A 13,101-nucleotide genomic window follows, 5' to 3' on the forward strand; every position below is an offset into this window, starting at 1 on the left:
CAAGCCGGCATGCAAATAACTCAAGCAGGTCCTTCCAGATTCCCGTCTTTGAACACGCTGCCGGCCTTCGTCGCGGTCGCCCGCACAGGCAGCCTGACACTCGCTTCGGAGGAGCTCTGCCTCACTCCGAGCGCGGTCAGCCGCCAGATCAAGACGCTGGAGGAGGGGCTGGGCACGCCTTTGTTCCAGCGGAGCCACAACGCGATCGCGCTGACCGAGAGCGGACAGCGCTTCCTGGCGCGTGCCAGGGAGGCGCTGGCGCTGGTCGAGACGGGCATGCGCGAGATTGCCCCGCGCCGCAGGGGGCTTGTCGTCCAGGCACCGATCACGCTGACCCAGCGCTGGCTCATTCCTCGGATCGCCTCGTTCCGACAGGACTGTCCCGAAGCCGACCTGTCGTTCCGTTCGCAGCAGAAGCCGGGAAACGAGGTGGCCGACCTGACCATCGGCTACCGGCGTGGGACGGACATGTCTTCGTTCGAAGGCGCGGTCCTGCTCGACCGGACAATCGCCGTCTGCTCGCCGCGGCTCCTGGGCGAAAGGGCTGCCGTTTTGGACGTCGACACGCTTTTGGGCATGCCGGTATTGCTCGACACCGCGGACGCCTGGTCATGGCAGCGATGGTGCGCGGCCGCGGGCGTGGCGTTCCACCCGCGTGCCGGGGCGATGACCTTCGATACCGACGAGGCCGCGATCGACGCCTGCCTGTCGGGGCTGGGCGTCGGGCAGGCCAATCCCGCTTTCGTCGAGGACGAGCTGGCAGGCGGAAGGCTGGTGGCGCTGTGCCCGGCAATTTCGGCACTGGTGGGCGCTTATACGGTGTCCGCAGACAAGCCGTGCCTGCTTGGAACGCAGTTCATGTCGTGGCTGTATCGCGCCTAGTGTGTTTCCGCTTTTCTTCGAATCTGGCGGCGTGGCGTCGGGAAGTGGCCGGGCTGTCATCCGGCGGTCGCGGTTGGGCGCTAGGGCAAGTGGAGCTTGAACCACGGACCGTCAGCGATGCGCACAGTTTCCCTTTCCCCTGAACTGCTTGCCTATTCCGGGGGGCGCAATGCGGCCCCGCCGCCGCATCTCGGCACGCGCTACCTCAGGACCGGCGGCTTCCTGCCCGAGCCCGGCAACACCATTGTCTGCCACGTGACGAAGGGGTCGTTGACGCAGGAGATACTGGTCGAGGCGCGCGACAAATATCTCGCCATGCCCGAAGCCCAGCAATTCGTTTTCACGCCGATCACCAGTTTGCACATGACGCTGTTCCAGGGCATCATCGAGTATCGCCGTAAGCCCGGCTTCTGGCCTGAGGGCATCGCTCTCGACGCGCCGGTCGACGAGATGACCGACATCATGGCCGAGCGGCTGGAGACGCTGCCCGTCTTCGAGCCATTCCAGGTCGAGGTGACGCATGCGCGGCCGTCTGGCCTGCTGGTCGATGGCGCGAGCGAGCGTGACCGCAAGGCAATGCGCGCCTGGCGCGACGCACTCGCAGACCTGCTCGGTTACCGCCATCCAGATCATGACGACTATCCGTTCCACATCACCTTCGCCTACGCCATCGACTGGCTGGACAACGACGCGCTGCCGCGCTGGCAGGTCATGCTGGACGAGGTTGCCGGAGATATCAGGCGGAAGATGCCGATCCTTGAACTCGACCCGCCGGCCTTCTGCTCGTTCGAGGACATGAACCATTTTTGCGAACTGCTGGTGTTTGAATAGCCTATGCGTTTGCCGAGGCAATGGCTCGGCCGCGAGCGTGGCGCCTCGAATGGCCTCTCTGCTGTTTGCGGTTCGACGGTGGTGGTTATCGTCTCTTGCTCTCGGGCGGCCTATCAAACATAGGCTGTCGCCGGCGGGGCTCTCAAAGCCATCCGGCGAAGAAGCGACAAAGGATGAACAGATGCTAGAAAGAATAAACCCCGATACCAGGTGGAGCGACGCTGTCGTCGTTGGGAACCTGATTTTCGTCGCTGGCCACACTGCAGAGAAGACGCGAGGCCAGTCGGTTCGCGAACAGACGGAAGAGGTCCTTCAGTTACTCGATGAGACGCTGGCTCAGGCCGGGGTGACGAAGAGGAACCTCGCCATGGTGCAGATTTATCTGGCGGATATGTCGAACTTCGACCTGATGAACGAAGCTTGGGATCGATGGGTCATCCCCGGAGAAGCTCCGGCGAGGGCAACGGTCGAGTCCAGGCTCGCTTATCCTGATCTCGGCGTTGAAATCACTGCAGTCGCATCCCGGTAGAGGAACTGCCAGGCCGCTGCGGCCGTGACGGCGTGAGGCCCACCGACCGCGCGGGAAAACTGGTGGATCGGGCACGAGTGCCTTTGTGACGGCATGGATCCGAGGGTTTCCACGACGTCGCCGCGCGCCTGCTTTGCCCGGGGATGACGAAGGTGCGGGGCGTTCGCCTGTCGTGCAGGAGTGCCGGGACTTGCTCCTTGGAGGACGTGGCGGTCAGTGCCTCCACCGTCCACGGCTCGTGACGATCTCCCTGGATGGCGACGCAACCAAGGTTGTGTCAGTGATGCTGTCCGCTGTCTCAAGGGGTGGTCATGCTAATGCCTTAGCCTGGACAAAACATCTGCCGGGCCAGGAAACACTCGCTCCGCTTCCATCACACGATCCCGGCCATTCTTCTTGGCGGCATAGAGGTTCTTGTCGGCCTCCAGAAGGAGATCCTCCAGGCCCAGGCCTGTGCGGTGGATGGAAATGCCGATGCTGACGCTGACCTGGTGGTCGCCAATGCCTGCGCAACTTGCCACCTGGTGGGCTTTCAGCCGTAGGGCTTCGGCGGTCCGAAGTGCTGCCGAACGATCGGCTCCGACCAGAAAGACCGCGAACTCCTCGCCGCCCAGTCGCGCGACCAGGTCTTGTCCGCCAACGCTGGACTTCATGATTGCGCCCAGTTCCAACAGGACGACGTCCCCCGTAGCGTGACCGTATGTATCGTTGATCGACTTGAAGTGGTCCGCGTCGATGAACAGGAGGCATCCGGCCGAGCCTGAGCTGCTCTGGATGGTCTGCCGTACCTGGTCGAAGAAAGTCTTCCTATTGGAAAGTCCGGTCAGGTCGTCAGTCCGCGCGGCCCGGTCCAGCTTTTCCGCCATCGTTGTCAGCCTCGCCTGCTGGTTCATCACGAAGAAGGCCAGAGGGAAGGCGACGACGACAACGATCAGGGTCGTCAGCAACAGGTCGAGCAAGAGGCGATCGGAAAAGAACATTCCGTAGAAGATCAAGGTGAGCAGGTCGGCTCCCAGGATCGCCGCGACGACCAGGATGCAGCTCTGCTTTGGAACGCTGAGCTTCCCAAAACGCCTGACGATTTCTTCGGTTCGGAACATGCCATGCCACTGATTGAAGGTGCTGCAGTCTAGTCCGTGACAGGTAAAGATTTCGGTGGTGCTGCCGATGATGTTTTCGTCGAGCGTGCGGTACTCAATCAACGCGCTGCAATGTATGTTGATGGTCGAGGCGGCTGCACTGGCTCAGCCTAAGCGCGCGCACCTGGAACTTACGCTCCAGGTCTGGTCACGTCCCCATTGTGGGCGTGACCCGAAGTTGCCGGCATCACAAGCTCGTCTGATTGGATCATGCTCGCAGCATTCACCGTGCATCGTCCCGACTCCCCACTGCGCAGCCGGCCTTGTCACGGCGGCTGGGCGAAGTCGAGGCGGAACTTGCGGGCTTCTGTTCGAGCGGGCGCCAAACGAGGGTTATCCCACCGTCATGGGAACGCACTTCCTGAAGGATACGGTTCATGTGATGACCGTGCTCGACAGCGCAATCCACAACTCGACCTGAACAGAGACATGGAGGCGACCTATCGCCGGCTCGGTTTCAACAGCGCCTCGATCACCTATCCGGCGCTGGTCCGGGCGTCGAGCAGACCACCCCCGCCTTCGTCGGGGACAAGCTCGGTGTGCGCTTTGTTGGGAGGCTTACACGACGCTCCGGGCGCTGGCCGCCGGCTTCCCTATCTGGGGGCGCCGTGCTAGCCCTGCGACAGGGATAACCGAAACCAAGCTCGAAACCCGACTGGCAATTGCAGCCGGTTAGCGGATCGGGCGTCGTCCACCGCGGCTGGCTGACAGCAATGGGGACGTGGTCTTGAACTTCCGGATTTTCCTGCTCGCCCTGGCGACTTTTGTCACGGGCACAGCCGAAAACATCATCGTTGGCATCCTGCCCGACATTTCATCCGGCCTCGGCATTTCCCGGGGTCTCGCTGGCCAACTGACGTCGGCGTTTTCGGTAACCTTCGCGGTTGCCGCGCCCGCCGTGCTGCTGCTCACCAACAGGTTCGAGCGCAGGCTGGTGTTTCTGGGCGCGATGGGCGTGTTCGTTGCCGCCAGCCTCCTGGCCGCGTCGAGCCCTGGTTACGCATTCCTGTTCGCCGCCAGGATCGGCATGGCACTGGCCAGCGCGGCCGTCTGCGTCGTCGCCACCATGATGGCGACCGAACTGGCCGGGCCCGAGATGCGCGGACGGGCAATCGGGGTGATCTTCATGGGCATCAGCGGCTCGCTCGTGCTCGGCGTGCCCGCAGGCATGTTCGTCAGCGGCCATCTTGGCTGGCGGTCAGTGTTCCTGCTGCTGGCGTTGCTCGCCGCGCTCGTCCTTGTCCTGAGCTGGGTCGTCATGTCCAGGACTGGCATCAGCGCCGGCAAGGCGCCCGGCTACCGCAAGCATCTTTCGTCATGGAATCTGGTCGCGGCCCAACTGGTCTCGGTCACCATGATCGGCGGACATTTCACGCTGTTTGCCTATTTGGCGCCGTATCTGCTTGATATCGCTGGTTTTGCCCAGGGCGAACTCTTCCTGGCCTTCCTCGCATTTGGCATATCCGGCGTGACCGGGGGGCATCTGGGTGGCCGGTTGGCTGACCTTTTTTCGCCAGGCAAGGCGCTCGTCATCACCACCGTCGCCTATCTCGCAGCCCTGGCCGCCATCCCGGCAGCCCTGGAGCAACCCGTGATCCAAGTTGTCGTCCTGATGGTCTGGGGATGCATCAGCTGGATGATTTCCCCAGTCGTCCAGGGCTTCCTCATCGCCGAAGACCCCGAGGGCAGCGAAGCGGGCATCGGCCTGAACTTCTCAGCCATGCATATCGGCGTCGGGCTTGGAACGGCACTGGGTGGTGTAGCGGTGGATTGGGACCTGCTGGAGACGCTCCCGTGGCTCGGGGCGGGACTTGCGGTTCTCGCGGTCGGACTCAGTGTGGTGGCGACGCGGAGCCGGATTCGTCCAGTCTGCTCGATGCCCTGAATTTGCAGGGTGCTGGAAGGCCTCGCCACTTCCGTAGACAAGGGGCGGGTTTCCCAGTTCGCCTATGTTCGGCCCCTGGGTGCTGGCAACCCTGTGCATGCGCTTGAACAGACCTTACGCCGCCGGTGCCGCTGTCCCCTTCAATGCAAATCGCGGCGTGTCGCTTGCGTGGTCGTGGACCGTCCAGTCGACGGAGTTGGCTCCGACGCGGAAGACCGCGGTCGCCAGCGTGTTCTCGTGGTCGGGGTCGTCGGGCTGCTCGCGATAGATCGGCAGCGGCGCGATGACCTTGTCCTGCAGGACGCGGAGCGGATCGACCGTTGTGGATGCTCCGTCGAGAAGGGCGTCGCCGCGCTGCTGACGTGAGAGGGAGGAGTCGGTGATGACCTGCCGTTCATTCCTGGCATCCTCGTGGATGAGATGGTTGGCATGGCACTGGGGGCGATCAACAGCAATGACGCTGCAGTTTTTGTCAGTGAACTCGACGCTGAGAAGGCGGCGATCGCCCTGCTGGGCGAGGGTCATGTGGAAGGCGCCAGCGCGTTCGCTGGTCCTGACCAGGTGGACCGCCTCGTCGAGCGTGCCGCAATCGAGCAGGGCGCGGCCGAGAACCATGCGCGGCAGGCCATCGCCGATCCCGCGCGAGCGGATATTGTTGACCGCCTGGACGAGGCCAGCCTCGGTGACGGCGAAGGTATGGCCGGGGATCGAGGCCGGATAGACGAAGCTCGTGAAGGCTCGGCCGCTTTCCGGGCGAATCCGGGCAAGCGCGCAGTGACCGCGAAAGCCCGGATCGCCGTCTTCGTTGTGGGCAACGACAGGTTCCACGCCGGGGATCTGTACCGTGGTGCAGCCGTCGGGTGCGAAAGCCCAGACGTCTCCTCGGCAATTCCACAGGAAGACATCGTCGAAGGGCAGGTCGAGGCCGCTGGCGAGCCCTTGCAGTTCCGCCCAATGGACAGGGAAGCACGCCTCGACCGACGCGCGCATGGAGGCAACGCGCGGGTCGTCTCTGCGGGCCATGACCGAAGCCCAGGCGTGGCCGATGAGGAGATGGCGATGGGCGATCTCGCGGCCGAAACGGCCGAGCTGGGCGCCCACGTCGTGCGGCGCGCCGGCGATGTCGATGAAGCCCAGCCTGGTTTCAGTGGACATGCTGCAAGAACTCCCGCAGGCGGGGATTTTCAGGATTGGCGAGCAGGGCGGCGGGATTGCCGTCTACGGAGATCTTGCCATCTTCCATGAAGATCAGCCGCGTTCCGACCTGGCGGGCGAAAGCCATCTCATGCGTCACCACGATCATCGTCATGCCTTCCTCTGCCAGCGACTGCATGACGCGCAGCACCTCGTGGCGCAGTTCCGGGTCGAGCGCGGAGGTCGGCTCGTCGAACAGCATCAGCTTGGGTTTGACGGCCAGAGCTCGGGCGATCGCCACGCGCTGCTGCTGTCCGCCCGAAAGCTCGGACGGATAGTGATGGCCGCGCTCCGCAAGGCCGACTTTGGCGAGCAGTGCCCTGGCCTGTTCCAGCGACTCGGCCCGGCCGACGCCCCGGACGCGGCGAGGGCCGAAGGCGACATTTTCCAGCGCCGTCATCTGCGGGAAGAGGTTGAACTGCTGGAAGACCATGCCCGCTTCCTGGCGGATCATCCGCACCTGCGAGCGGCCGGCCTTCACGCTGATGTTGTCGACGACAAGATCGCCGCCATTGATGTCCTCCAGCGCGTTGATGCAGCGGAGCAACGTCGACTTGCCGGAACCGGAGGGGCCGATCAGCACCACCACCTCGCCCTTGTCGATGTTGAGGTCGACTTCGCGCAATACCACGACCGAACCGAAGGTTTTCGTGACGTTTCGAAATTCGACGATGCTCATAGAATCCGCATCCTCTTTTCGGTGACGCGCAGGATCAGCGTCATGGTGCCGGTCATCAGCAGGTAGAGGATCGCCACCGCGCTCCAGATTTCGACGGCGCGGAAGTTGGCGGCCATGATCTCCTGACCTTGGCGGGTGAGTTCGCCGACGCCGATAACGATGAACAGCGAGGTGTCCTTGAGGCTGACAATGAATTGGTTGCCGAGCGGCGGGATCATGCGGCGGAAGGCGACCGGGCCGATGATGTAGACCAGCACCTTCCACATCGGCAAGCCGAGCGCGAGGCCTGCCTCCTTCAATCCCTTATGCACGGAGAGGAAGGAGCCGCGCACGATCTCAGCGATGTAGGCGCCCGCGTTCACGATGATGGCGGTGACGGCCGCGGTCATCGGATTGACGCGGACATCGGCCAGTACCGGAAGGGCGAAATAGATGAACATCACCTGGACGACGATCGGCGTGCCGCGGATCAGCTCGACATAGGTGAAGGCGATGGCGTTGAGCAGCGCATTACCGTAAGCGCGCATCAGACCCGCGACAAAACCGACGATGAGGCCGCCCACCAGGCCGGCGATGGTGATGAGGATGGTAAGGCGCGCGCCGCTCAGCAGTGCGGGCATGGCCTCGCCGATGACGGACCAGTCGAATTCCATGGATTGGCTCCCCGGTGAGAGGAGAGCGCGCCAGCCGTGCCGGCGCACTCGGGCTAGAGCATCAGAGCTTCGGCTCCGTGCCGAACCACTTCTTGTAGATTTCGGTGTAGCGGCCGTCCTTCTTCATGTTGGCGAGCGCGGTGTTGACTTTGGCGACCAGTTCGCTGCCCTTCGGAAAGCCGATGCCGTATTGATGGGCCATCATCTGCTCGCCGACTGCCTTCACCTTGCCGCCGCCTGCGGTCTTTACGTAATAGAGCACGTTCGGCGTGTCGTGCATGGCGGCGTCGACCCGGCCCGTCTGCAGTTCCAGATAGGCATTGTCGATGTTGGGGAACTGGCGCAGCTCCGTGTCCTTGAAGTGCTCCTTGGCATAGTCAGTCGCCGACGTGCCGGTCTTGGTGGCGAGAATCTTGCCCTTGAGGTCATCCGCACCCTTGATGGTGCTGTCCGTCGGCACCATCAACAGGAAGCCGCTGTCATAATAGCCGTCGGAAAAGTCGATGGCCTTCTTGCGCTCATCCTTGATGGTGATGCCGGCGAGCGCCACATCCACCTGCTTGGTCTGGAGGGCGGGAATGATGCCGTTGAAGTCCATCGGCTGCAGCGTGTAGGTGACGCCGATTTCCTTGGCGATGGCATCCCACATGTCGATGTCGAAGCCGACATACTTGTCGCCTTCCTTGAATTCGAAAGGCACGAAGGCGGTGTCGGTGGCGACCACCAGGTCCTCCGCCCGCGCCGGTGCAAGGGCGATGGCGGTGGCGAAGGCGGCAAACAGAATAGAACGCAGTTTCATGTCAGTTCCCCTTTTGCTTGGTTATGCGTGCGGAAGAGCGTTCGTCGCGGCGTCGATGGCGTCGCCCAGCCGGTCGACGATGCTGCCGATACCGGCGCGATCGACGATGAAGGGCGGGGCGATGAGCACGTGGTCGCCGAGACGGCCGTCGATAGTGCCGCCCATCGGATAGACCATCAGTCCCCGCGCCATGGCTTCCTTCTTGATGAGGGCGTTGAGCTTGAGCTTCGGATCGAATGGCCGTTTGCGGGCACGGTCGGCGACGAGTTCGACCCCGCGAAACAGGCCGCGCCCGCGGATGTCGCCGACATGATGATGGTTGCCGAGGCGCTCGGTGAGCTGGCTCTCCAGCTCCGCCCCCATGGTGACCACGTTGGCGAGCAGGTTGTCACGCCGGATGACCTGCTGAACGGCGAGGGCGGCGGCCGCCGCCATCGGATGACCCATGTAGGTATGGCCATGCTGGAAGAACCCGGAGCCGTTCGCGAAGCCGTCGAAGATCCTGTCGGAAAGCAACACCGCGCCAACCGGCTGGTAGCCGCCGCCGAGCCCCTTGGCGATCGTCATCAGGTCGGGCGACACACCGTCCTGCTCGCAGGCGTGCAATGTGCCGGTGCGGCCCATGCCGCACATCACCTCGTCGAGGATCAGCAACACGCCGTACCGGTCGCAGATGGCGCGGATGCGCTTGAAGTAGTCGGCGACCGGCGGAACGGCACCGGCGGTGGCGCCCACCACGGGTTCGGCCACGAAGGCGATGACCTGGTCCGCGCCGAGTTCTAGGATCTTGTCCTCCAGCTGCTGCGCGGCGCGGGCGGCATAGGCCTCGTCGCTCTCGCCGGGCTGCTGCAGGCGATAGGCATAACAGGGGTCGATGTGATGGGTTTCGATGAGCAGCGGCCTGAACTGGGCGCGGCGCCATTCATTGCCGCCGGCGGCAAGTGCGCCGAGCGTGTTGCCGTGATAACTCTGCCGGCGCGCGATGATGTGGCGGCGCTGCGGCTCGCCTTTCTCGACGAAATACTGCCGCGCCATCTTCAGCGCCGCCTCGACCGCTTCCGACCCACCGCTGACGAGATAGACGTGGCTTAGCCCGGCCGGCGCGTCCTCGATCAGGAGATCGGCCAGCGCCTCGGCGGTCTCGGAGGTGAAGAAGCCGGTATGGGCATAAGCGAGCCGGTCCAGCTGTTCGTGCAGGGCGGCAAGGACGGCTGGATGGGCATGGCCGAGGCAGGAGACCGCAGCACCACCCGAGGCGTCGATGTAGGCCTTGCCCTCGGCATCGAAGAGCTCGATGCCCTTGCCGCCGACCGCGACGGGCAAGCGGGAATGAATGGCGCGGTGCAGGATACGGGTCACGGGCGCTTCATCCTTGTCTTGAGGTGGACGTTGAGGGCGGCGGATTGACGATCGACGCCGGCAAGTGCCGCGCTGGCCGCATCTCCTGCCTGTCCCGCGACCAGAGCGCCCAGCACCTCGGCGACGACGAAGGCCGGCGACATGGTGTGCAGGAAGGACGGGCTTTCGGTCGGCACGACGACGGTGCAGGCGGCAAGCTGGGCGAGGGGGGCGACGGGGCTGTCGGTAATGGCGATCAGCGGCACGCCCGCTTCGCCGGCATAGTCGGCGATCTCGATCGTCTGGCGCGTATAGGGCAGCACGCTGACGGCGACCATCACGTCGTCGTCCGTGGCGACGCCGAGCGCATCCGCACCGATGCCGCCGACGGCATCCAGCATGGTCGAATGCTTGCCTGCGAGCGAGAGGATGTAATGCAGGTGCCAGGCCGGCGAGTGACTGGAGCGCAGGCCGAGGCAATAGATGCGCCGCGCTGCGCTCAGCCGTCCGGCCGCCTCGACCAGGGCGTCGAGCGTGGCCGGCTGCGCCAGCTGGCTGACCTGCGTGGCGATGCCGCCGAGCATGTCGGCCGCCAGGGCATGCTCGCCCTTGAGCTTCTGGCTCTTCGCCTGCGCCCCGACGCGGCCTGCGAATCCCGTCACGTTGCCGCGCATCGCGTCGGCATATTGCTGGCGGATATCCTCGTAGCCGGCGAGGCCGAGATGCTTGGCAAGCCGGGTCATGGTGGCGGGCTGGACGCCAGCATGCCGTGCCTGCTCGCGCATGGACAGCAAGGCGACGTCACGAGGTTGGTTCAGGATGTAGCGCGCGGCCGCCTGCAACTGCTCCGACATCGTGTCGAAGGCCTGGACGATCGTGTCTGCGAGAGGACCGGTTTGCATGGGATTCGATTACACCCTTCATTGGTGGTTTGCAACATATGTTTCAATGATGTAATGATATGATCCATATGAATCATATATGAGGAATGCGGATGGCCGACCTCTATAGCCAGCATCGGGTGGCGATTGCAGTGGCGCCGAACGGTGGGCGCCGGACCAGGGCCGATCATCCGGTCATTCCGCTGACACCGGCAGAACTCGCACGCACCGCCGCCGCGTGCCTGGACGCTGGCGCGGCGATGATCCATGTCCATGTCCGCCGCCCCGACGGCGGCCACTTGGTCGATGCCGACGCCTACCGGCAGGCGATTGACGCGATCCGCAAGGAGGTCGGCGACAGGCTGGTCATCCAGATCACGACGGAAGCGCTCGGCATCTATGCCCCGGCCGAGCAGATAGCCGTGCTGAAGGCCGTGCGACCCGAAGCCGCCTCGCTGGCGCTGCGCGAACTCGCCCCGGACGAGGCCGCCGAGCCGGCCTTCGCCGAGGCGCTTGCGTGGATGAGGCGGGAAGACGTGCTGCCGCAGATCATCCTCTACGACCCAGCCGAGGCCGTGCGCCTCGCAGCGATGATCCGGCGCGGCCTGGTACCCTGGCCGGACATCCCCGTGCTCTACGTGCTCGGCCGCTACACCGTGTCCCAGACATCTGTGCCCGCCGATCTTCTGCCCTTCCTCGCGCCGGATGGGCCGCGCTTCTCCCATTGGAGCGTTTGCGCCTTCGGCAAGCACGAAGCCGCCTGCGTCACCGCCGCAGCACTCCTCGGCGGCCATATCCGCGTTGGGTTCGAAAACAACCTGCATCTGCCGGACGGCACCTTGGCGCCTTCGAACGCCGCGTTGGTCGCGACAGTCGCAAGATCCGCTCGCGCTCTCGGCTTGGAAACATGCGCCGCAGCCGAACTCCGCGCCGGGTCGCTGTCAAGCTCGCCTCCGCCACCCAGTAGTCGGTAGGCATCTCGTGCTGTTTGTCTATCTGGCGTCGTTTGCCTGAAGCAGCCCGCGATCCTCGCTGTCGTCCTGATGATTGGATGATTTCCCCAGTCTTCCAGAGCTTCCGCATCGCCGAAGGCCCCGAAGGTGGCGAGACGGGCATCGGCCTGAACTTCTCCTCGATGCGCGTCGGCGTCGGGTCGGAACGGCATTGGGTGGCGTAGCGGTGGATTGGGAGGCTCTGCGGGTGCTGCCGTGGATGGGGCGTGCTTGCGGCTCTTGCTGTCGCGCTCAGCGGGGGGGCTGCCGGAGAGTGAGGCTGCTTGAATGCGCAACCCTTTACATATCAGCTTCGATTCAGGTGTCAGGCAGTGCGGTAAAATGCGTGGCAGCGCCCGAAGTGTCAGGTCGAGGCCGCAACACCTACGATCCTGGGATCGGGTAGGCGATCAGGCGAAAGTCCCGGTGCAATTCCTTGTCTATGACAAAGCTCCCATGGTTCCACCCGCGGTTAGATTTCATTCTACCCCGCACCTGTTCAGCGCCTAGAACCTGTAAGTCATTCCCAGGACAGGCCCGGACAGGCGGGTATCGAAGACATGGCCGTCATGATCGTAATCAACGTCGAGCACCTTGTAGCCGAGCGAGGCGGAGAAGTGTTCGTTGATGACATAATTGGCAGTCGCAAGCACCGACCATGTGAGCTTCGACCCGGCGCCAAAACCGCCGATGTCCGCCTGAGCTTGCAAGGAGAGTTTTTCCGTCACGGGCAGGAACGCGCGTGCGCCTATCACCGGGTCCACCCAGCCGAAGTTCTCGCCATAACTACGGGTCACACTGCCGCCGCCGAGCCCCACAGTGAGCGTCACATCATTAGAGATGTGCCAGAAACGCGCGCCGGCGAGTGCGTCGAGTGTGAAACCCGGTGTGTCGACGACACGATAGCCACCCTGCAAGGTCGCCGTGAACTGCTTCGTGTCGACCTTGGCATCCACACTTGTGCCGGCGGGCACCACGATGCCGCCCGGAAGCTGGAATGTCGGCAATGGCCCGGCGCCGTGGCTATCGGTCGTGTCGACATACATGATGTCACCGGAGAAGACGAACCGGTCGTGGCGTCCCCACACATTGACGAAGCCGCCGAAGTTGAGGTTATCCAAAACGTCCGAGAATGACTTCTCCACGCCGATGGACGGGCCTTGGCGGAACGGCGATATGTTTCCTTTAAGGCCGGCAGCCCACATATAGGGCGAAATCTGCAACGCCCAGTTCCGGCTTTCGGCGAGAGCTGGTGTCGCTTCTTCTGGTCGGGCAGGAAGCACATCGGCTGCATATCCT

14 protein-coding genes are annotated in these 13,101 nt (G+C 63.8%); 6 read left to right on the top strand and 8 right to left on the bottom strand.

All coding sequences use genetic code 11. The annotated features are described in order from the left end of the window. Positions 1 to 48: 48 nt before the first annotated feature. The 3 genes from B015_RS30715 to B015_RS0109985 all read left to right on the top strand — a co-directional run bounded on the left by B015_RS30715 (position 49) and on the right by B015_RS0109985 (position 2,242). Entirely contained in the window at positions 49 to 882 is an 834-nt protein-coding gene (locus B015_RS30715; RefSeq protein ID WP_018427545.1) for a LysR family transcriptional regulator, read from the top strand. A gap of 117 nt (positions 883 to 999) precedes the next feature. Beyond that, the gene (locus B015_RS0109980) at positions 1,000 to 1,713 is read left to right on the top strand and encodes a DUF1868 domain-containing protein (RefSeq protein ID WP_018427546.1); all 714 of its coding nucleotides are present in this window, start codon (positions 1,000 to 1,002) and stop codon (positions 1,711 to 1,713) included. A gap of 49 nt (positions 1,714 to 1,762) precedes the next feature. Beyond that, entirely contained in the window at positions 1,763 to 2,242 is a 480-nt protein-coding gene (locus B015_RS0109985) for a RidA family protein (RefSeq protein ID WP_245262144.1), read from the top strand. 314 nt (positions 2,243 to 2,556) lie between these two features. On the opposite strand, the gene B015_RS0109990 is transcribed toward B015_RS0109985, so the two are convergent. After that, a complete protein-coding gene (locus B015_RS0109990; RefSeq protein WP_018427548.1) occupies positions 2,557 to 3,444 on the bottom strand; it encodes a GGDEF domain-containing protein in 888 nt (295 codons plus the stop codon). Between the two features lie 664 nt (positions 3,445 to 4,108). Here B015_RS0109990 and B015_RS0109995 point away from each other — a divergent pair. Then, on the top strand, positions 4,109 to 5,266 hold the full coding sequence (locus B015_RS0109995) for an MFS transporter (protein ID WP_018427549.1): 1,158 nt from the start codon (positions 4,109 to 4,111) through the stop codon (positions 5,264 to 5,266). Positions 5,267 to 5,380: 114 nt separating this feature from the next. On the opposite strand, the gene B015_RS0110000 is transcribed toward B015_RS0109995, so the two are convergent. The 6 genes from B015_RS0110000 to B015_RS0110025 form a co-directional block, all read right to left on the bottom strand. Further along, complete coding sequence (locus tag B015_RS0110000; RefSeq protein ID WP_018427550.1) at positions 5,381 to 6,421, bottom strand: C45 family peptidase; 1,041 nt, start codon at positions 6,419 to 6,421, stop codon at positions 5,381 to 5,383. Beyond that, positions 6,411 to 7,139, bottom strand: coding sequence for a glutamine ABC transporter ATP-binding protein GlnQ (glnQ, locus tag B015_RS0110005; RefSeq protein ID WP_018427551.1), 729 nt, complete (start codon positions 7,137 to 7,139; stop codon positions 6,411 to 6,413). Before glnQ ends, B015_RS0110000 begins: the two co-directional genes overlap by 11 nt. Then, positions 7,136 to 7,792, bottom strand: a complete 657-nt coding sequence (gene glnP, locus B015_RS0110010) for a glutamine ABC transporter permease GlnP (protein WP_018427552.1) — start codon at positions 7,790 to 7,792, stop codon at positions 7,136 to 7,138. The genes glnQ and glnP overlap by 4 nt, the downstream gene beginning before the upstream one ends. 61 nt (positions 7,793 to 7,853) lie before the next feature. Next, entirely contained in the window at positions 7,854 to 8,591 is a 738-nt protein-coding gene (gene glnH, locus B015_RS0110015; RefSeq protein WP_018427553.1) for a glutamine ABC transporter substrate-binding protein GlnH, read from the bottom strand. Positions 8,592 to 8,612: 21 nt separating this feature from the next. After that, positions 8,613 to 9,950 (bottom strand): aspartate aminotransferase family protein, encoded by a 1,338-nt coding sequence (locus B015_RS0110020; RefSeq protein WP_026227104.1) that lies wholly within the window; start codon positions 9,948 to 9,950, stop codon positions 8,613 to 8,615. Beyond that, positions 9,947 to 10,831, bottom strand: a complete 885-nt coding sequence (locus B015_RS0110025) for a MurR/RpiR family transcriptional regulator (protein ID WP_018427555.1) — start codon at positions 10,829 to 10,831, stop codon at positions 9,947 to 9,949. The genes B015_RS0110020 and B015_RS0110025 overlap by 4 nt, the downstream gene beginning before the upstream one ends. Before the next feature lie 92 nt (positions 10,832 to 10,923). Between B015_RS0110025 and B015_RS0110030 the strand changes: the two genes are divergently transcribed. Continuing rightward, positions 10,924 to 11,784 carry a 3-keto-5-aminohexanoate cleavage protein gene (locus B015_RS0110030; RefSeq protein ID WP_018427556.1) on the top strand — a complete coding sequence of 287 codons (861 nt, stop codon included), beginning with the start codon at positions 10,924 to 10,926 and terminating at the stop codon, positions 11,782 to 11,784. 77 nt (positions 11,785 to 11,861) lie between these two features. Then, on the top strand, positions 11,862 to 11,987 hold the full coding sequence (locus B015_RS34070) for a hypothetical protein (protein WP_018427557.1): 126 nt from the start codon (positions 11,862 to 11,864) through the stop codon (positions 11,985 to 11,987). A 321-nt stretch (positions 11,988 to 12,308) separates the two neighbouring features. On the opposite strand, the gene B015_RS0110040 is transcribed toward B015_RS34070, so the two are convergent. After that, on the bottom strand, positions 12,309 to 13,085 hold the full coding sequence (locus tag B015_RS0110040) for a hypothetical protein (RefSeq protein WP_051091900.1): 777 nt from the start codon (positions 13,083 to 13,085) through the stop codon (positions 12,309 to 12,311). Between the last annotated feature and the right edge of the window lie 16 nt (positions 13,086 to 13,101).

Source organism: Hoeflea sp. 108, assembly GCF_000372965.1.
Lineage (GTDB): Bacteria > Pseudomonadota > Alphaproteobacteria > Rhizobiales > Rhizobiaceae > Aminobacter.

Excerpts from the sequence above, each read along its gene's own strand:
- B015_RS0109980 (WP_018427546.1), top strand. The coding sequence starts at position 1,000 with ATGCGCACAGTTTCCCTTTCCCCTGAACTGCTTGCCTATTCCGGGGGG.
- B015_RS0109985 (WP_245262144.1), top strand. The coding sequence starts at position 1,763 with ATGGCCTCTCTGCTGTTTGCGGTTCGACGGTGGTGGTTATCGTCTCTT.
- B015_RS0110000 (WP_018427550.1), bottom strand. The coding sequence starts at position 6,421 with ATGTCCACTGAAACCAGGCTGGGCTTCATCGACATCGCCGGCGCGCCG.
- glnQ (WP_018427551.1), bottom strand. The coding sequence starts at position 7,139 with ATGAGCATCGTCGAATTTCGAAACGTCACGAAAACCTTCGGTTCGGTC.
- glnP (WP_018427552.1), bottom strand. The coding sequence starts at position 7,792 with ATGGAATTCGACTGGTCCGTCATCGGCGAGGCCATGCCCGCACTGCTG.
- glnH (WP_018427553.1), bottom strand. The coding sequence starts at position 8,591 with ATGAAACTGCGTTCTATTCTGTTTGCCGCCTTCGCCACCGCCATCGCC.
- B015_RS0110025 (WP_018427555.1), bottom strand. The coding sequence starts at position 10,831 with ATGCAAACCGGTCCTCTCGCAGACACGATCGTCCAGGCCTTCGACACG.
- B015_RS0110030 (WP_018427556.1), top strand. The coding sequence starts at position 10,924 with ATGGCCGACCTCTATAGCCAGCATCGGGTGGCGATTGCAGTGGCGCCG.
- B015_RS34070 (WP_018427557.1), top strand. The coding sequence starts at position 11,862 with ATGATTTCCCCAGTCTTCCAGAGCTTCCGCATCGCCGAAGGCCCCGAA.